Raw genomic sequence first — 18781 nt, 5'->3', positions numbered from 1 at the left:
GCTGGGCGCTCAGCGCAGCATGTCACGGGCGTCGAGCAGCTCGCTCAGGTCCAGGTCCTTGCCTTCAGGCAAGCGCAGGTGACGGTAGGCGGCCAGCGCTTGCGGTGCCTGGTCCTGATCGCGCAGGCACAGGGCGCGGGCGATCTGCACGATACCGATGTAGTCGATCTTGTCGCTCTGACGCGTCAGGTCTTGGACCTGGCTGGGCAGGCGCACCAGTTGCTCGGGAAAGTCCCAGGCGCTGAGAATCTTGTCGCCCAGCACGGGCTGGATCTGCTCGATGACGAACTGCAGGCACACCGGGTCGGACAGCAGTTCGTTGTGCTCTTGGGCATAGATCAGCACGGGCAGGGCGCCGATCTGGTGCACCAGGCCGCCGAGTGCGGCCTGATCCGGCTTGAGATGGGTGTGACGGCGGCAGATCTCGTAACTCACCCCGGCCACTTCCAGGCTGGTCTCCCAGATGGTGCGCAGGGTTTGCTCCACGGCAGGGGCGCGCGCGTGGAAGATCTGCTCGATCACCAGGCCGATAGCCAGGTTGCAGCTGTAGTTGACGCCCAGGCGGGTGATTGCGGTATGCAGGTCGGTGACCTCGACCAGCGCCCGCAGCAGCGGGCTGTTGACTACCTTGATCAGGCGCGCCGACAGCGCAGCGTCGCGTCCGATCACGCGGCTCAGGGCGGCCACGCTGATCTCGCTGTCTTCAGCCGCTTCACGGATGCTCAGGGCCACTTCAGGCAGTGTGGGCAGCACCAGGTCGTCGTTCTCGATGGCCGCCAGTAATTGCGCTTGAACCATCTCGGCCAGCTTGTTCATGAACATCTCTACCGCAGTGGTGGGGCTGCCCCGCACGGCGGCGGGGCCGGCTGGTCAGCGCTGAATTTCCCGGTCGCGGTCCAGTTCGTAAGGCAGGTCCAGCACCCTCAGGCGCGGGCCTTCGAGACTGCCCAGGTGCAGGTTGTCGTCCGCCACTGCTTCGGCAGTAAGCACCGCCAGCAGTTCCACGCCATGTTCGGCAGGGGCGGCGATCACCACTTCGCCGACGGATGAACCATGGGTAGGGGAGAAGATTTCGCTGCCAGGAACAGGGGCCTGTTCCTCGTCCAGGGCTAGCCGATACTGGCGACGTTTGAGCTTGCCCAGGTACTGCATGCGCGCGACGATTTCCTGGCCGGTGTAGCAGCCTTTTTGAAGCTCACGCCATCGACGGCCTGCAGGTTGATCATCTGCGGGATGAACAGCTCACGGGTTTGCTCCATCACCTGGCCGATGCCCGCACGGATCTGGCCGAGCAGCCAGGCCGCCAGCGGCGCTTCGGGCACGGCCTCGGCGAGCGTTGCGCTCACCTGGGCGGCGCGCTCGGCGGGCACCCAGAGTTCTGCGCGTCCTGGCGAGACGGCAATGACCATCAATCCCTCGTTGCGCAGGGTGGTGCCGGCGCCCTGAGGCTCCTCCAGCCCCAGTGCCTGCAGCGCAGCGCCCGCGTGCTGCAGCCCGAAGCGGGCCCAGGCGTCGCTTTCGTCGGTCAGCTTGGCCTTGGAGAACACCGCGTATTTCTTCAGGTCTGCCAATTGCGGCTCGAGCAGTTCGCGGGTCATGGCCAGCAGGAAACCGTCGCCTTCGGGCAGGATGCGGAAACTCGATTGCATGCGGCCTTTGACCATGCACCGAGCCCCCAGGCTGGCATGCTCAAGGCTGAGATAGTCGAGGTTGCAGGTCAGTTGGCCTTGCAGGAACTTACCGGCGTCGGAGCCGCGTACGGCGAGAATGCCCTCGTGGGACAGGGGGCAGAAAAAAGCGGAGTCGGCCATGGGTCATCGCGGTCGCTAGAAAGACTGGCGGCCATCATAGAACGGCAGTAACAAAATAGGTAGGTGAGCAGACCAATGCCCCGTGCCGCTGCGGTTGCGGCGCGCTATACTGCGCGACCATTCGAGGAGGGCCCCATGGTCGAACAAACTGAACTCAATCGGCTTTTCTGGCATAGCCGGCGTGGCATGCTGGAGCTGGATGTACTGCTCGTCCCCTTCACTCAAGAGGTCTACCCGAGCCTGAGCGAAGCGGATCGCGAACTGTATCGCCGCCTGTTGACCTGCGAAGATCAGGACATGTTCGGTTGGTTCATGGAGCGCACCGAGTCGGAAGACGCGGAGCTGCAGCGCATGGTTCGCATCATTCTGGACCGTGTCCAGCCCAAGTGAGCGGTTCGAGTGCCGTTGGCAAGGCTCGCGCCTGCTGCTGACGGCCTATCTTTCAGCCCAGGGGTTTGTGTTCCTCACCTTGTGGTGGAGTGCGCTGCCCTGGTGGTTGTCCATCAGCCTGCACTCCCTCTGCATGGCTCACGCCTACTGGACGATCCCTCGGCGTATCCTGCTGACCCATCCCGATGCCATCAGCGGCCTGCGTCGCGACGCGAGCGGCTGGCAGTTGTTCAGCCGTGCCCATGGCTGGCAGCGGGTCGAGTTGCGCCGCGACAGCCTGGCGCTGCCTGCGGTGATCGTCCTGCGCTTCGTTCGTCAGGGCCGACGCCTGAGTGAAAGCCAATGCATTCCTTTCGATGCGCTGCCCGGCGAGGAGCATCGCCGGCTGCGGGTGCGTCTGAAATTTAGTCGGCGGCGCTGGGCTCGGCTCAGCACGGGCTGAGCACGGTGTCCTTGGCGGTTTCCAGCAGTGCGGGGTAGTCGAGGGTGTAGTGCAGGCCGCGACTTTCCTTGCGCTGCATGGCGCAGCGGATCATCAGTTCGGCCACCTGCGCCAGGTTGCGCAACTCGATCAGGTCACGGCTGACCTTGTAGTTGCTGTAGAACTCATCGATCTCATCGAGCAGCAGCCGCACGCGATGTTCGGCGCGTTGCAGGCGCTTGCTGGTACGCACGATCCCCACGTAGTCCCACATGAAGCGTCGCAGCTCGTCCCAGTTGTGCGCGATGATCACGTCCTCGTCCGAGTCGGTGACCTGGCTGGCATCCCAGCAGGGCAGGGCGGTCGGGGACGGCACCTGCTCCAGGTGCGCCTGGATGTGCGCAGCCGCTGCGCGGCCATAGACGAAACATTCGAGCAGCGAGTTGCTGGCCATGCGGTTGGCGCCGTGCAGCCCGGTGAAGCTGGTTTCGCCGATGGCATACAGGCCCGGGACGTCGGTGCGACCGCGTTCGTCGACCACTACGCCGCCACAGGTGTAGTGCGCCGCGGGTACCACGGGTATGGGCTGGCGGGTGATGTCGATGCCAAAGGTCAGGCAGCGCTCGTAGACGGTGGGGAAGTGACTCTTGATGAAGTCGGCAGGTTTGTGGGTGATGTCCAGATACACGCAATCCACGCCCAGGCGTTTCATTTCATGGTCGATGGCACGCGCGACGATGTCCCGTGGCGCCAGTTCTTCGCGGCGGTCGAAGCGCGGCATGAAACGCTCCCCGTTGGGCAGGCGCAACAGCGCGCCCTCACCGCGCAGGGCTTCGGTAATGAGGAAGCTCTTGGCTTGGGGGTGATAGAGGCAGGTGGGATGAAACTGGTTGAACTCCAGGTTGGCCACCCGGCAACCGGCGCGCCAGGCCATGGCGATGCCATCGCCGCAGGCGCCATCGGGGTTGCTGGTGTAGAGGTAGACCTTGGCGGCGCCGCCGGTGGCCAGCACGGTGAAGCGTGCGCCGAAGGTGTCCACTTCGCCACTGTGGCGGTTCAGCACATAGGCACCCAGGCAACGGTCGCCGCTCAGGCCCAGGCGCCGCTCGGTGATCAGGTCGACGGCCACGCGTTGCTCGAGCAACTCGATGTTCGGACGTTGCCGCGCCTGCGCCAGCAGCGTCGTGAAGATCGCCGCCCCGGTGGCGTCGGCGGCATGGATGATGCGGCGGTGGCTGTGACCGCCTTCGCGGGTGAGATGGAACTCGAAACCGCCATCATCCACGCCGTGCTGCTCGTCACGGGTGAAGGGCACGCCCTGCTCGATGAGCCACTCGATGGCCTCGCGGCTGTGCTCCACAGTGAAGCGCACCGCGGCTTCGTGGCACAGGCCGCCGCCGGCGTCGAGGGTGTCTTCAACGTGAGACTGCACGGTATCGCTGTCATCGAGCACGGCGGCGACCCCGCCTTGTGCCCAGTAGGTCGAGCCGTTTGCCAGCTCGCCCTTGCTCAGCACGGCGATGCGCAGATGAGCCGGGAGGTTCAGTGCCAGGCTGAGACCGGCGGCGCCGCTGCCGATCACCAGGACATCATGTTGGAATTGTTGGCTCATGTCGGGACACTAGTAACTGGGGATGGGGGGCGGCACAATAGTCATGCGCGTATGGCATTGTGAAACTATCGTGAATCCGGTCGGGCTGTCTTTATAGCAGTCTCCAGCGCCAGATTTCCAATGGCGGGACTGCATGTACAGCCCGGCTGTGGGAACTTTCCGGCACCACGGGAAATCTTAAGCAGGCTGCCCGTCTTTCACCAATGCCAAAGCGATGCAGGACGGCGGCGCTATCCAGGCTGCCACCTGTGTATCTGAAACACCGATTATCGACGCAGCCGGCTGCGACCGCGCTGTGCCTTTTTCGTGCGAGCCGACCAGAGGCCGCAGGAAACTTGCTTGGAGGGGAGAACTTTTGCGCAAAGGCCGAGTCTATGGTTGCAAGCCTGAACGATGGCTTTCGCAACGCTCCTTTGAGTTCACTGAGGAGTGTTCATGCTAACCCAGGAAGAGGATCAGCAGCTTGTCGAGCGCGTGCAGCGTGGTGACAGGCGAGCGTTCGATCTGTTGGTGCTGAAGTATCAGCACAAGATTCTCGGGTTGATCGTGCGTTTTGTTCACGACACCCATGAAGCGCAAGACGTGGCGCAGGAAGCCTTCATCAAGGCCTACAGAGCGCTAGGCAATTTCCGCGGTGACAGTGCGTTTTACACGTGGCTGTACCGCATCGCCATCAACACGGCGAAGAACTACCTGGTGTCCCGTGGAAGACGGCCGCCAGACAGTGATGTCAGCTCCGAGGATGCGGAGTTCTACGACGGCGATCATGGCCTCAAGGATCTCGAGTCACCAGAGCGCTCGTTGTTGCGGGATGAAATCGAGGGCACTGTCCATCGCACCATCCAGCAACTACCGGAAGACTTGCGTACGGCATTAACCCTGCGTGAGTTCGATGGCCTGAGTTATGAAGACATTGCCAGTGTCATGCAATGTCCGGTGGGTACCGTGCGCTCTCGAATCTTCCGCGCTCGGGAGGCCATTGACAAAGCCCTGCAGCCCCTGTTGCAGGAAACCTGAGACAGCGGCGACAGCCAAGAGAGGAACCGCCATGAGTCGTGAAGCTTTGCAGGAATCGCTGTCCGCGGTAATGGATAACGAAGCGGACCAACTGGAATTACGTCGCGTGCTGAACGCCGCCGACGATGCCGAAACCCGTGCCACCTGGTCGCGTTACCAAGTGGCTCGGGCAGCCATGCACAAGGAGCTGCTGCTGCCCAACCTCGACATCGCTTCGGCCGTGTCGGCCGCGCTGGCTGATGAAGCTGCGCCGGTGCAGGCCAAGCGTGGAGCATGGCGCAGTGTCGGTCGTCTGGCCGTAGCTGCCTCGGTGACCGTTGCCGTCCTGGCCGGTGTACGCCTGTACAACCAGGACGAGATCACCGGTGCCCAGCTTGCCTCGCAACAGGCTGTGCAGCAGGGTGTCAGCTTGCCACAGGTGCAAGGTCCGGCTGTACTGGCGGGTTACACCGAGAGCAGCGATCAGCCGACCGGCCCGATGGCTAACGGCGTGTTGCAGAACCAAGCCGGTTGGGATCAGCGTCTGCCAGGTTACCTGCGCCAGCACGCTCAGGAGTCTGCGCTGAAGGGCGCTGAAAACGCTCTTCCTTACGCTCGCGCCGCTAGCCTGGAACCTGCCAAGTAAGGAGGATCATGCGCGCGCTACCTCTCCTGGCGCTGCTGTTCGGCGGATGCATGTCGGTGCCGGTGTTGGCGGCCAATTCCTCGCCAGAGGCGGGTGAATGGCTGTCCAAGCTGGCACAGGCCGAGCAGAAGCAGAGCTACCAGGGCGCCTTCGTCTACGAGCGTAACGGCAGTTTTTCTTCCCACGATATCTGGCATCGCGTCCAGTCGGGCAAGGTCAGCGAGCGGCTACTGCAGCTCGATGGCGCTTCCCAGGAAATTGTGCGCGTCGACGGCAAGGTGCAGTGCGTCAGCGGTGCACTCGCCGACGGTGTCGGCGCACCACCCGACGCGGCTGCGCGTGTCCTCGATCCGCTCAAACTGATGAGCTGGTACGCCCTGAGCATGGCGGGCACGTCCCGCGTGGCCGGTCGAGATGCCGTAATCGTCACCTTGACGCCTCGCGATCAACATCGTTATGCCTTCGAATTGCATCTGGACCGTGAAACCGGCTTGCCCCTGCGCTCGTTGATGCTCAACGACAAGGGTCAATTGCTGGAACGCTTCCAGATGACTCGACTGGACACCGCGAACCTGCCCAGTGACCGCGACCTGCAACCCAGTGCCGACTGCAAGCCGGTGGCGCCGGAGCCGGGAGCCAAGTCCGAGTCGGTCGCTGGCTGGCGCTCCGACTGGCTGCCCCCGGGCTTCGAGCTGATCAACAGCGCAGTGCGCACCGACTCTGCGGATAAGCGCTCGATCAGCAGCCTCATGTACGATGACGGGCTCACCCGCTTCTCGGTGTTTCTCGAACCTATCGACGACAAGGGCACCGACACGCGTGTGCAGCTCGGCCCAACGGCAGCCGTTTCGCGACACCTCAACACGCCTTCGGGCAAGGTCATGGTAACGGTGGTCGGTGAAATTCCCCTCGGTACTGCCGAGCGTGTGGCATTGTCGATGCGGCCACAGGATATCCAGGCACGGCAATAATTGGCGAGGACGTTTCGTACGGCTAGTCCAGCGTGCGTCTGACATCAAATTAAGGCATTGTCATTTGCAATCGACCGGTAAATTTTCTATAGGTCAGACTCTCCGGGGTCTGGCCTTTCCTGTATCTGCAGAGGCCGTTCTGCTAATTACGCTCGTTGTGACGGGAGCCGTATGTCAATACCACGCATGAAATCCTACCTATCGATGTTCGCCGCCGTGCTGATGCTCGGCCAGGTGCTCACCGCCCAGGCGGAGGAGGCCCTGCCAGACTTCACCACATTGGTCGAGCAAGCCTCGCCGGCGGTGGTCAACATCAGTACCAAGCAAAAGCTGCCCGATCGTCGCGTGGCTGCTGGTCAGATGCCGGATCTGGAAGGTCTGCCGCCGATGTTCCGCGAGTTCTTCGAGCGCAACATGCCGCAGCAGCCGCGCTCGCCGCGCGGTGATCGTCAGCGCGAGGCGCAGTCGCTGGGCTCGGGCTTCATCATTTCCCCGGATGGCTATGTGCTGACCAACAACCATGTGGTCGCTGATGCCGACGAGATCATCGTGCGTCTCTCCGATCGCAGTGAGCTGCAGGCCAAGCTGGTGGGCACCGATCCGCGTACCGACGTGGCGCTGCTCAAGGTCGATGGCAAGAATCTGCCGACCGTGAAGCTGGGCGATTCGGAAAAGCTCAAGGTCGGTGAGTGGGTGCTGGCCATCGGCTCGCCGTTCGGCTTCGACCATTCGGTGACCAAAGGTATCGTCAGCGCCAAGGGGCGTACCCTGCCCAACGACACCTACGTGCCGTTCATCCAGACCGATGTGGCGATCAACCCAGGCAACTCCGGCGGCCCCCTGTTCAACATGAAGGGCGAGGTGGTGGGTATCAACTCGCAGATCTTTACCCGTTCCGGTGGTTTCATGGGCCTGTCGTTCGCCATCCCGATCGACGTAGCGCTGGACGTGTCCAACCAGTTGAAGAAAGACGGCAAGGTCAGCCGGGGCTGGCTGGGTGTGGTCATTCAGGAGGTCAACAAGGATCTGGCTGAGTCCTTCGGGTTGGACAAGCCCGCCGGTGCGTTGGTGGTGCAGGTGCTCGATAACGGTCCGGCGGCCAAGGGCGGTCTGCAGGTGGGTGACGTCATCCTGAGCATGAACGGCCAGCCGATCGTCATGTCCGCCGACCTGCCGCATCTGATCGGAGGTCTGAAGGACGGTCAGAAAGCCAAGCTGGAGATTATTCGCGAAGGCAAGCGCCAGACCCTGGACGTGACCATCGGTGCGTTGCCCGAGGACGATGCCGACATCGGCACGGGTGGCCAGGCGGGCGCCGAGCGCAACAGCAACCGTCTCGGCGTATCGGTGGCCGACCTGAGCGATGAGCAGAAGAAGTCGCTCGAACTCAAGGGCGGGGTGGTCATCAAGGAAGTGCAAGACGGTCCGGCGGCGCTGATCGGCCTGCGCCCAGGCGATGTCATCAGTCACCTGAACAACCAGGCGATCGGCTCGGCCAAGCAGTTCACTGAAATTGCCAAGGAACTGCCGAAGAATCGCTCGGTGTCGATGCGCGTGCTGCGTCAAGGCCGTGCCAGCTTCATCACCTTCAAACTGGCCGAGTGATCGATTCAGTCTGAGAGAAGGGCAGCTGCGGCTGCCCTTTTTCACGAGTGGACCTGGTTTGACCTGAAAACCCCAATGCACCGAGCGGGTCAGCGGCGATACAGGAACCTCCCATATCCCGTCGGCTTGCGTTACAATGCCCGGCTATTTTTCGGCGGGCGTCCGGCTCGCAGCCTTATCGAGTGTTGACCTGTGAGTGATTTGAGTCATATCCGCAATTTCTCCATCATCGCCCACATCGACCATGGCAAGTCGACGCTGGCCGACCGTTTCATCCAGATGTGCGGCGGCCTGACCTCGCGCGAAATGGAAGCACAGGTCCTCGACTCCATGGACCTTGAGCGTGAACGCGGTATCACCATCAAAGCCCACAGCGTTACCCTGCACTACAAGGCGCAGGACGGCAAAACCTACCAGTTGAACTTCATCGACACCCCCGGCCACGTCGACTTCACCTATGAAGTTTCGCGTTCGCTGGCGGCGTGCGAAGGCGCGCTGCTGGTAGTCGATGCGGGTCAGGGCGTCGAGGCACAGTCGGTCGCCAACTGCTACACCGCCATCGAGCAGGGCCTGGAAGTGATGCCGGTGCTCAACAAGATGGACCTGCCCCAGGCGGATCCGGACCGCGTCAAGGACGAGATCGAGAAGATCATCGGCATCGACGCCACCGACGCCGTGGCGTGCAGCGCCAAGAGCGGCATGGGCGTGGACGAGGTGCTCGAGCGCCTGGTGCAGACCATCCCGGCGCCGGTCGGCGACATCGAGGCGCCGTTGCAGGCGCTGATCATCGATTCCTGGTTCGACAACTACCTGGGTGTCGTCTCGCTGGTGCGTGTGCGCCAGGGTCGCGTCAAGAAGGGCGACAAGATCCTGGTCAAGTCCACCGGCAAGGTGCACTTGGTCGACAGCGTCGGTGTCTTCACCCCGAAACACACGGCCACCGCTGACCTGAAAGCTGGCGAGGTGGGCTTCATCATTGCCAGCATCAAGGACATTCACGGGGCCCCGGTGGGTGACACCCTGACCCTCTCCTCGACGCCTGAAGTCCAGGTGCTGCCAGGCTTCAAGAAGATTCAGCCGCAGGTCTACGCGGGTCTGTTCCCGGTCAGTTCCGACGACTTCGAGGACTTCCGCGATGCCCTGCAGAAGCTGACGCTCAACGACTCTTCGCTGCAGTACATGCCGGAAAGCTCCGACGCCCTGGGCTTCGGCTTCCGTTGCGGCTTCCTCGGCATGCTGCACATGGAGATCATTCAGGAGCGCCTGGAGCGCGAATACGACCTGGACCTGATCACCACCGCGCCAAGCGTGATCTACGAGCTGGAATTGAAGACGGGTGAAACCATTGTCGTCGACAACCCCTCCAAGCTTCCGGACGTCTCGGCGGTCACCGACTTCCGCGAACCGATCGTCACCGCAACCATCCTCGTTCCCCAGGAACACCTGGGCAACGTGATCACCCTGTGTATCGAGAAGCGTGGCGTGCAGCGCGACATGCAGTTCCTCGGCAGCCAGGTGCAGGTGCGCTACGACATGCCGATGAACGAGGTGGTGCTGGACTTCTTCGACCGGCTCAAATCCACCAGCCGTGGTTACGCCTCGCTGGACTATCATTTCGATCGCTACCAGTCGGCCAACCTGGTCAAGCTGGACGTGCTGATCAACGGCGACAAGGTCGATGCCCTGGCATTGATCGTGCACCGCGACAACGCGGCCTACAAAGGCCGTGCGTTGACCGAGAAGATGAAGGAACTGATTCCTCGGCAGATGTTCGATGTGGCGATCCAGGCAGCCATTGGCGGTCAGATCATTGCGCGGACCACTGTCAAGGCGCTCAGAAAGAACGTACTGGCCAAGTGTTACGGCGGCGATGTGAGCCGTAAGAAAAAACTGCTGGAGAAGCAGAAGGCCGGTAAGAAACGCATGAAGCAGGTGGGCAACGTGGAAATTCCACAGGAAGCCTTCCTTGCCGTGCTCAGGTTGGATAGCTAGGTCCTATGTCGCTAAATTTCCCGCTGTTGCTCGTCATTGCCGTAGCCGTCTGCGGTCTGTTGGGTCTGATCGATCTGCTGTTCCTGGCGCCGCGCCGGCGAGCGGCGATCGCCAACTACCAGGGCAGCGTCAGCCAGCCCGAAGTGGCCGTCGTCGAGCGCCTGAACAAGGAGCCGTTGCTGGTCGAATACGGCAAGTCCTTCTTCCCGGTGCTGTTCATCGTGCTGGTGTTGCGCTCGTTTCTGGTCGAGCCCTTCCAGATTCCTTCGGGGTCGATGAAGCCGACCCTGGAAGTGGGCGACTTCATCCTGGTGAACAAGTTCTCCTACGGTATCCGTCTACCCGTGATCGACAAGAAGGTCATCGAGGTGGGTAATCCGCAACGCGGGGACGTCATGGTGTTCCGCTATCCGAGCGATCCGAACGTCAACTACATCAAGCGTGTGGTCGGCCTGCCGGGCGACCGGATCCGCTACACCAACGACAAGCGCCTGTACGTCAACGACCAGTTGGTCGCCGAGCAGTTGGTCGGCAGCGAAGCTGGCTCGCTGGGTAGCGCCGAGCTGTACAAGGAAAAACTCGGCGAAACCGAGCATCTGATCCGCAAGGAAATGAGCCGCTACCGCATGCCGCCGGACCAGCAATGGACCGTACCGGCCGGGCACTACTTCATGATGGGCGATAACCGCGACAACTCCAATGACAGCCGCTTCTGGGACGACCCGAACATCCCTCGCGAGCTGCATGGCATGGTCCCGGACCGCAACATCGTCGGCAAGGCCTTCGCGGTCTGGATGAGCTGGCCAGAGCCCAAGCTCAGCCACTTGCCGAACCTGTCGCGGGTGGGTCTGATCCATTGATACCCCTCGGCGCTGTCCACGGACGGCGCCGAATGCATTTCTGACATAGGCTGTGTTCTCAGGGATGAATCAATCCAGCGCCACGTTGTGGTGCGACACGGCCAAACAGTCTTTCAGGATGTTGATTTGAACGCGTTTAACAACGATGGGGTGGCCGCATGAGCGCTTCCCTCGAGCGCCTCGAGCGCAAGCTCGGCTACACCTTCAGGGACCGGGAGCAGATGCTCCTGGCGCTGACACACCGCAGCTATGCCGGGCGCAACAACGAGCGCCTGGAGTTTCTTGGCGATGCCATTCTCAACTTCGTGGCTGGCGAAGCGCTGTTCGAGCGTTTCCCCCAAGCGCGAGAAGGCCAGCTTTCGCGTCTGCGCGCTCGCCTGGTCAAGGGTGAAACACTGGCCCGTCTGGCACGCGGCTTCGACCTGGGCGAGTACCTGCGCCTGGGTTCGGGCGAGCTCAAGAGCGGCGGCTTCCGGCGTGAGTCGATCCTGGCCGACGCCCTCGAAGCCCTGATCGGCGCCATCTACCTGGACGCCGACATGCAGACCGCCCGCGAGCGAATCCTCGCCTGGCTGGCGGGCGAGTTCGACGGCCTGACCCTGGTCGATACCAACAAAGATCCCAAGACCCGCCTGCAGGAGTTCCTGCAGTCGCGTGCCTGCGAGTTGCCGCGCTACGAAGTGGTGGACATCCAGGGCGAACCGCACTGCCGTACGTTCTTCGTCGAATGCGAAGTGGTGCTGCTGAACAACAAGAGCCGTGGACAGGGCGTTAGCCGGCGTATCGCCGAGCAAGTCGCTGCCGCCGCCGCACTGATCGCCCTGGGCGTGGAGAATGGCAATGACTGAGAACACCCCGACCCGTTGCGGCTATGTGGCCATCGTCGGCCGTCCCAACGTGGGCAAGTCCACGCTGCTCAACCATATCCTCGGGCAGAAGCTGGCGATCACGTCGCGCAAGCCGCAGACCACGCGCCACAACATGCTCGGCATCAAGACCGAGGGCGATGTGCAGGCGATCTACGTCGACACCCCCGGCATGCACAAGGCCAACGACAAGGCCCTGAACCGCTACATGAACCGTAACGCATCGGCGGCCTTGAAGGACGTCGATGTGGTGATCTTCGTGGTCGACCGTACCCGTTGGACCGATGAGGACCAACTGGTGCTCGAGCGTGTCCAGTACGTGGAAGGCCCGCTGATCCTGGCGGTCAACAAGACCGACCGCATGGACGAGAAAGCCGAGTTGATCCCACACCTGCAATGGCTTCAGGCGCAACTGCCGAAGGCCGAAATCGTGCCGATCTCGGCGCAGCAGGGGCATAACCTGGAGTCTCTCGAGGCACTGATCGCCAAGCACCTGCCCGAGAACGAGCATTTCTTCCCGGAAGACCAGATCACCGACCGCAGCAGCCGTTTCCTCGCCGCCGAACTGGTCCGTGAAAAGATCATGCGTCAGCTCGGTGCCGAGCTGCCGTACCAGATCACCGTGGAAATCGAAGAGTTCAAGCAGCAGGGGCATGTGCTGCACATTCACGCCCTGATCCTGGTCGAGCGTGACGGCCAGAAGAAGATCATCATTGGCGACAAGGGCGAGCGCATCAAACGCATCGGCTCCGATGCGCGCAAGGACATGGAAGTGCTGTTCGACGCCAAGGTCATGCTCAACCTCTGGGTCAAGGTCAAGGGCGGCTGGTCCGATGACGAGCGGGCGCTGCGCTCGCTGGGTTACGGCGACCTCTAATCGGCTCGCGACGGCGCGGCTTTCTATGAGCGCGTAGGCAGGCGCTGCGATTGACCTGGGAAAGCGGCGCTGTCGCTGCCGTTTCCATGGGGTCACCCGCGCCTCCCGGTATCTTCGCTGCGTGAGATCGCCATGGACCAACCCACACCACAACTCGCCTACGTCCTGCACAGCCGCGCCTACAAGGAAACCAGTGCGCTGGTGGATTTTTTCACGCCCCAGGGCCGTGTGCGTGCCGTCTTGCGCCGGGCACGGGGCAAGGGCGGCAGTTCCATGCGGCCGTTCGTGCCGCTGGAGTTGGAACTGCGCGGGCGCGGCGAGCTGAAGAATGTGGGGCGCATGGACACCGTCGGCCTCGCCGGTTGGCTCAACGGCGATGCGTTGTTCAGCGGCTTGTACCTCAATGAGCTGCTGATGCGCCTGCTTCCTGCCGAAGCCCCTTATCCCGCCTTGTTCGAACACTACGGTCTTACCCTGCAAGCGCTGGCGGCGGGTCGTCCCCTCGAGCCGCTGCTGCGTGCGTTCGAGTGGCGCCTGCTCGATGAGCTGGGCTACGCGTTTTCCCTGACCGAAGATGTCGACCAGGCCCCAGTGGTTGCCGAAGGACTGTATCGCCTGCAGGTGGATGCCGGGCTTGAGCGTGTCGAGCTGTTCCAGCCCGGACTGTTCAATGGCGCGGAGTTACTGGCGCTGTCCGAGGCCGAGTGGGAAGCGCCGGGCGCCCTGTTGGCCGCCAAGCGCCTGATGCGCCAGGCATTGGCGGTCCACCTGGGGGCCAAGCCACTGGTCAGCCGCGAACTGTTTCGCAAGCGCTGAGCACGACGTATGCTGTGGGGCTCAATCTTCAGGAGAGCCTTTCGTGACTCAGAGCAACCGCATCCTTCTCGGCGTCAATATCGACCATGTGGCGACCTTGCGCCAGGCCCGCGGCACTCGCTATCCGGATCCGGTCAAGGCAGCGCTGGACGCCGAGCAGGCGGGGGCCGACGGTATCACCGTGCACCTGCGCGAAGACCGTCGGCATATCCAGGAGCGCGACGTGCTGCTGCTCAAGGATGTCTTGCAGACACGCATGAACTTCGAAATGGGCGTCACTGAAGAGATGATGGCCTTTGCCGAGAAGATTCGCCCGGCGCACATCTGCCTGGTGCCTGAAACGCGCCAGGAACTGACCACCGAGGGCGGGCTGGACGTGGCCGGCCAAGAGCAGCGGATCAAGGCCGCTGTGGAGCGCTTGTCGCGCACCGGCGCCGAAGTGTCCTTGTTCATCGATGCCGATGAGCGTCAGATCGAGGCGTCGCGGCGGGTCGGTGCGCCGGCCATCGAACTGCACACCGGGCGCTACGCCGATGCCCAGACCCCAAAGGACGTGGCCGAAGAGCTCGAACGTATCGTTCAGGGCGTCGCTTTCGGTTTGGCTCAGGGTCTGATCGTCAATGCCGGCCATGGCCTGCATTACCACAACGTCGAAGCCGTGGCGGCCATTGAAGGCATCAATGAGCTGAACATCGGCCATGCGCTGGTGGCGCACGCACTGTTCGTCGGTTTCCCGGCCGCCGTTGCCGAGATGAAAGCGCTGATGCTCGCTGCGGCGCCGCGCCGCAACTGAATGCAGTGCCCCTTGGGGCACTTGCGGCTCTCTATTTGCGCGCCAGCAACGTGGCTCGGCGCGGCGCTGGCAGGCCTTCGATGGTCTTGCTGTGGTCGGCAGGGTCGAGGAAGTCGCTGAGCGACTGGTAGCGCATCCAATCGGTGCTGCGCTGTTCCTCGACGCTGGTGACGCTGACATCCACGCAGCGCACATCGCTGAAACCTGCCCGGCGCAGCAGGCGCTCCAGGGCCGGCACCGACGGCAGGAACCAGACGTTGCGCATCTGCGCGTAACGGTCTTCGGGCACCAGCATTTGTTGCGCGTCACCTTCGATCACCAGCGTTTCCAGCACCAGCTCGCCGCCTTTGACCAGGCAGTCCTTCAGCGCCAGCAGGTGCTCGATTGGCGAGCGACGGTGGTAGAACACGCCCATCGAGAACACGGTGTCGAACCCTTCCAGATTGGCCGGCAGTTCTTCCAGGGCGAACGGCAGGTGCCAGGCCGGAAGATGCGGGAGGTATTTACTGACAGCCTGGAACTGGCAGAAGAACAGCCAGTTCGGGTCTACCCCGACCACCAGGTCGGCGCCGGCGCCGAGCATGCGCCACTGGTAGTAGCCGTTGCCACAGCCGACATCCAGCACACGTTTGCCGCTGAGGTTCAGGTGCGGGCTGACCCGCGACCACTTCCAGTCCGAGCGCCATTCGGTGTCCACGTGCACGCCGAACAGTTCGAACGGCCCCTTGCGCCAGGGCGACAGCCCCATCAGCGCTTGATGCATCTGCGCACGGCTGGCGGCATCGCAGTCGCTGTCCAGGCGCAGGCCGTCGACCAGGTCGACGGTGCTCGGCGTCAAGGCGGGCAGCGCGTCCAGTGCGCCACGCCAGCGTTCTAGGTCGCCGTGGCCTTTTTCCAGCTTGGCATCCAGTTGCGCTTGCAGACCTTGGGACCAGCGAGCCAGTGGGGTGCCCGCCAGACGGCGGACGAGGGGAGACAGATCGATCATGGCAGGGCTATCAGCGAGGCGAAGTTGAGGCATTGGAACCAGGGCACCACCTTGGAGAAACCGGCGGCGCGCAGGCGCTGCTCGTGGGTCTCCAGAGTGTCAGGCTTCATGACGTGCTCGATGGCGCTGCGTTTCTGGGCAATTTCCAGTTCGCTGTAGCCATTGGCACGCTTGAAGTCCAGGTGCAGTTCGTTGAGCAGATCGTGGGTCTGCGCGTCGTCGAAGCGCAGCTTTTCCGAGAGCACCAGCGCGCCACCGGGGAGCAGCGCCTGGCGGATGCGGGCCAGCAGGTCGAGGCGTTGGTCTAGCGCGATGAATTGCAGGGTGAAGTTCATTGCGACGAACGACGCCGGCTCCAGCGATAGCGCCAGGATGTCGGCCTCCAGCACCTGCACCGGCAGCAGTTCCTGGAACATGGAGTCCTGGGCGGTGAGGTACTGGCGGCAGCGCTCGACCATCGCTGCCGAGTTGTCCACCGCCATGACCCGGCAGCCGTCAGCGCGCACATGGCGACGCAGCGACTGGGTCACGGCGCCCAGCGAAGCGCCCAGGTCATACAAGACGCTATGCGGTTGGGCAAAGCGCGCACCCAGCACACCGATGTTCTCGACGATGGTCGGATAGCCGGGCACCGAGCGCTTGATCATGTCCGGGAACACGCGCACGACGTCTTCGTTGAAGACGAAGTCGGGTACCTGTTCCAGAGGCTGGGCGAATAGGCGGTCTGAGGGGTGGCTCACAGCGGGCTCGTGCAGTGGATGAAAAGGCGCACATTCTAGCGAAAACTCCCTGATGCCGTCTGCGTCGATTGGCCCGGATCTCGGAGCTTGGTAGCGTTTCCATTCATCAATCATCTGGCAATGGCGTGTGCGTTTTCCTGCCTGCCAGGGCGTGAACGGCTGACTTCTCGACGCATCGCTGACCCTTAGATTAACCGCTCGGCGATTCTTCCTGAGTTCAGGAAGAGCGGGAAACAAGGGGACGGTGACAATGGACACTGAAATACCTGCACAGCAGGTCGCCAACGATCAGGCCGCAACTGATGGCAAACCGTATGGGGAGTTGTCTGAGCACGAGCGCGTTGAACTCATTCCTCAGCAGATCTTCGACTTCAAAAAGAAAGCGCCTGCCTTTTTATTCAGCCAGGACAACTTGCGGACCATCAAACGCTATCAAAAGGCGGTGCGGCTGTTGCCCAAGGAGCGCAGCGCACTGGCCGCAAGAGCCAATTTCGGGATGCTTGGCCTGGACCTAGAGGCGTTTTGGTCATTTCATGAAGACCTGCGCCAGCATGCCGACGCCTGGGACGGCGTGGAAGATGGCTGCAAGACCTTGGGCGGTGAATTGCAAGTCTTCGCCGAAAATTTCGTCAAGGAAGGTGGCGCCTTCATCAAGCAACTCCGTGAGACCCAAGCATACGGCAGCCGACTGACCGACCTTCCTTCCGCTGAGCTACCGGGCCTGCCGCTATCGGAAAAAGACAGCACTTCCCTTAAGGAGGCGGTCGATCTGTATCTCACGACGATCCATGCCGATATCGAAGAACTCCTGAAGGGGATTCGCCAAGTCAAGAAGTTGGTGGCCAGCTTCAGTGAACAGATCGACAAGACATTGCAACCGAAAGCCATGGGTTTGTTGGTATCGCTGGAAAAGGAAAAAGTCGATGGAAAGATTGCATTGATCGGCAAGGAATTGATCGAACTTAATGAGTGTATCGAGAAGAAAACGGGGGAATATGATGCACTCGTCGGCACGGCATTCTTCGGCATCGCCTTCGGTCCTTTGGGCTTGGCCATTACCGGAGGCATCTACGGTGCTCAGGCAGAGGCCGTTCGCGCCGAGAAGAATGAGTTGATCGAAAAGCGCAACACGCTTGCCGAACGTCAAGAAGTTCTAACAGCCGAAATCGATAACTTTTTGGGTGTCAACACGATGGTCTCGGACATCAATTTCAGGTTAGTTGAGGTCCGCGCCGCGACCAAGAATCTGGAAGATGTGTGGGTGCTGCTGGAGTCCTATACCTCCGCATCGATCAAGAAAGCGAAGTTAATTTCCAGTGATATCGCCTTGAAGAAATTTATCGTGCAGTTCGAACGTGTGGTGTCACCTTGGGAAAAGATATCGGACATTTCCAAGCAACTGTCGGCACTCTTCAATGATGTTCTCGATGCCGAAAAACAAGGAGTTTCGTGATGCCAGGTATACAAAGAAACCCGTCGCTGCCCGATGTCAAGGACATGTTGGCCGTGGAAACTCGGGTCATCAAGATTTACCACAGCGAAACGACCCGTTTGCTGCCAGCCGTGCGCGAACGCTTGCAGACTGTAGCCGACGGCATCCAGAACGCGAACGATAAGTTCCGTGCGCAGGTGACACAAAGCCTGGTGACGTTGAATCTCGATCTGGAGGGATTCAATCAGCAAACGGCAGCAGAACTCGATGAGCATGAACTGGTGAACACGCGCAGCGAACTTCAAGCTGAGATCGCGCAGGTCATCGAACACTTCGAAACATTCCGCCGTATCTCGGTCCCGGAACTTGCAGGCTTGCAACAGGGTGCGCAGGCCGACTGGGCACAGGGGGATACAGCGCTCAAGCAGATTCAGCAGACCATCAAGAGCCAAGAGGACAATCTGGCCGAGATCGATACCAGTCTGGCAGCCTTGAAGGCGCCTTCTATCAGTCAGGCACTGAGGAACATGATCCCGGAGGAACAGGATATCGATACGGTCGTGTCGCAGATCAAGAATCCAAGCCTGTCGCCGGATCTGATCAAAGCCGCCCTCGCAAAGCTGAACAAGAATCTCGACCTGCTTGCTCAAGGTCGTGATTTCGCCAACGTGCTCAAGGCCAGGGATCGCATCGCTGCTGACCTGGAACGGGAAAAGCAGAACCTGCGTGCGCTCGAGAAGCAATTGCAGCAGAAGAACGAAACCATCGATCAGTATCAGCGGGCGCAGGAGTTGCTAGGGCTACGCCAGCAATGGTTGGGACAGGCAGCACTCTTCACGCAAGGCTGGAGCAGCACCGACAACACGCTGCGCAACTCACATGAGGGCACCCGCTTGTTGGCGGCGCTTGGGCAGGCACGTGACTACCTGCTGGCAGTGCGTAGAGCTTTTGAGGCGGTTTGATGC

Annotated in this window: 18 protein-coding genes and 1 pseudogene; 14 read left to right on the top strand and 5 right to left on the bottom strand. The window is 61.7% G+C overall.

What is annotated here, in order from left to right; genetic code table 11:
- Nucleotides 1–9: 9 nt before the first annotated feature.
- Nucleotides 10–816 (bottom strand): HDOD domain-containing protein, encoded by an 807-nt coding sequence (locus GKC70_RS18585; protein ID WP_342649528.1) that lies wholly within the window; start codon nt 814–816, stop codon nt 10–12.
- A gap of 54 nt (nt 817–870) precedes the next feature.
- Nucleotides 871–1811 (bottom strand): annotated as a pseudogene (locus GKC70_RS18580) (folate-binding protein YgfZ).
- Nucleotides 1812–1946: 135 nt separating this feature from the next.
- Here GKC70_RS18580 and GKC70_RS18575 point away from each other — a divergent pair.
- Complete coding sequence (locus GKC70_RS18575; protein ID WP_029613909.1) at nt 1947–2201, top strand: succinate dehydrogenase assembly factor 2; 255 nt, start codon at nt 1947–1949, stop codon at nt 2199–2201.
- Nucleotides 2185–2643 carry a protein YgfX gene (locus tag GKC70_RS18570; protein ID WP_342649527.1) on the top strand — a complete coding sequence of 153 codons (459 nt, stop codon included), beginning with the start codon at nt 2185–2187 and terminating at the stop codon, nt 2641–2643. The genes GKC70_RS18575 and GKC70_RS18570 overlap by 17 nt, the downstream gene beginning before the upstream one ends.
- Here the strand turns inward: GKC70_RS18570 and nadB are convergent.
- Nucleotides 2630–4234, bottom strand: coding sequence for an L-aspartate oxidase (gene nadB / locus GKC70_RS18565; protein ID WP_304483955.1), 1605 nt, complete (start codon nt 4232–4234; stop codon nt 2630–2632). The two genes, GKC70_RS18570 and nadB, sit on opposite strands and share 14 nt — an antisense overlap.
- A 435-nt stretch (nt 4235–4669) precedes the next feature.
- On the opposite strand from nadB, the gene rpoE reads away from it, so the two are divergent.
- From rpoE to pdxJ, 10 genes are all read left to right on the top strand, one after another.
- The gene (gene rpoE, locus GKC70_RS18560) at nt 4670–5251 is read left to right on the top strand and encodes an RNA polymerase sigma factor RpoE (RefSeq protein ID WP_003252049.1); all 582 of its coding nucleotides are present in this window, start codon (nt 4670–4672) and stop codon (nt 5249–5251) included.
- Nucleotides 5252–5282: 31 nt separating this feature from the next.
- Nucleotides 5283–5876 (top strand): RseA family anti-sigma factor, encoded by a 594-nt coding sequence (locus tag GKC70_RS18555; RefSeq protein ID WP_342649526.1) that lies wholly within the window; start codon nt 5283–5285, stop codon nt 5874–5876.
- Nucleotides 5877–5884: 8 nt separating this feature from the next.
- Nucleotides 5885–6847 (top strand): MucB/RseB C-terminal domain-containing protein, encoded by a 963-nt coding sequence (locus GKC70_RS18550; protein ID WP_342649525.1) that lies wholly within the window; start codon nt 5885–5887, stop codon nt 6845–6847.
- Between the two features lie 171 nt (nt 6848–7018).
- The gene (locus GKC70_RS18545; protein WP_342649524.1) at nt 7019–8452 is read left to right on the top strand and encodes a DegQ family serine endoprotease; all 1434 of its coding nucleotides are present in this window, start codon (nt 7019–7021) and stop codon (nt 8450–8452) included.
- 192 nt (nt 8453–8644) lie between these two features.
- Nucleotides 8645–10444, top strand: a complete 1800-nt coding sequence (gene lepA, locus GKC70_RS18540; protein ID WP_029613914.1) for a translation elongation factor 4 — start codon at nt 8645–8647, stop codon at nt 10442–10444.
- 5 nt (nt 10445–10449) lie between these two features.
- Nucleotides 10450–11304 (top strand): signal peptidase I, encoded by an 855-nt coding sequence (gene lepB / locus GKC70_RS18535; protein ID WP_342649523.1) that lies wholly within the window; start codon nt 10450–10452, stop codon nt 11302–11304.
- 158 nt (nt 11305–11462) lie between these two features.
- Nucleotides 11463–12152 (top strand): ribonuclease III, encoded by a 690-nt coding sequence (gene rnc / locus GKC70_RS18530; RefSeq protein ID WP_039575871.1) that lies wholly within the window; start codon nt 11463–11465, stop codon nt 12150–12152.
- Complete coding sequence (gene era, locus GKC70_RS18525; protein ID WP_039575872.1) at nt 12145–13047, top strand: GTPase Era; 903 nt, start codon at nt 12145–12147, stop codon at nt 13045–13047. Before rnc ends, era begins: the two co-directional genes overlap by 8 nt.
- Nucleotides 13048–13179: 132 nt before the next feature.
- A complete protein-coding gene (gene recO / locus GKC70_RS18520) occupies nt 13180–13863 on the top strand; it encodes a DNA repair protein RecO (protein WP_039575874.1) in 684 nt (227 codons plus the stop codon).
- 43 nt (nt 13864–13906) lie between these two features.
- Complete coding sequence (pdxJ, locus tag GKC70_RS18515; protein ID WP_342649522.1) at nt 13907–14656, top strand: pyridoxine 5'-phosphate synthase; 750 nt, start codon at nt 13907–13909, stop codon at nt 14654–14656.
- A 31-nt stretch (nt 14657–14687) separates the two neighbouring features.
- Here the strand turns inward: pdxJ and cmoB are convergent, their stop codons facing one another.
- Both cmoB and cmoA read right to left on the bottom strand, forming a co-directional pair.
- Nucleotides 14688–15644 (bottom strand): tRNA 5-methoxyuridine(34)/uridine 5-oxyacetic acid(34) synthase CmoB, encoded by a 957-nt coding sequence (cmoB, locus tag GKC70_RS18510; protein ID WP_342649521.1) that lies wholly within the window; start codon nt 15642–15644, stop codon nt 14688–14690.
- Nucleotides 15641–16384 carry a carboxy-S-adenosyl-L-methionine synthase CmoA gene (gene cmoA, locus GKC70_RS18505; RefSeq protein WP_342649520.1) on the bottom strand — a complete coding sequence of 248 codons (744 nt, stop codon included), beginning with the start codon at nt 16382–16384 and terminating at the stop codon, nt 15641–15643. The genes cmoB and cmoA overlap by 4 nt, the downstream gene beginning before the upstream one ends.
- 250 nt (nt 16385–16634) lie before the next feature.
- On the opposite strand from cmoA, the gene GKC70_RS18500 reads away from it, so the two are divergent.
- Nucleotides 16635–17837 (top strand): alpha-xenorhabdolysin family binary toxin subunit A, encoded by a 1203-nt coding sequence (locus tag GKC70_RS18500; protein ID WP_342649519.1) that lies wholly within the window; start codon nt 16635–16637, stop codon nt 17835–17837.
- Complete coding sequence (locus tag GKC70_RS18495; protein WP_342649518.1) at nt 17837–18778, top strand: alpha-xenorhabdolysin family binary toxin subunit B; 942 nt, start codon at nt 17837–17839, stop codon at nt 18776–18778. Before GKC70_RS18500 ends, GKC70_RS18495 begins: the two co-directional genes overlap by 1 nt.
- The last annotated feature ends 3 nt before the right edge of the window (nt 18779–18781 follow it).

Source organism: Pseudomonas sp. REB1044 (assembly GCF_038813925.1).
In the GTDB taxonomy this organism is placed as follows: Bacteria; Pseudomonadota; Gammaproteobacteria; order Pseudomonadales; family Pseudomonadaceae; genus Aquipseudomonas; species Aquipseudomonas boreofloridensis.
The sequence above is the reverse complement of the archived record's forward strand: the minus strand, read 5'-3'. Positions and strand labels throughout refer to the sequence as shown.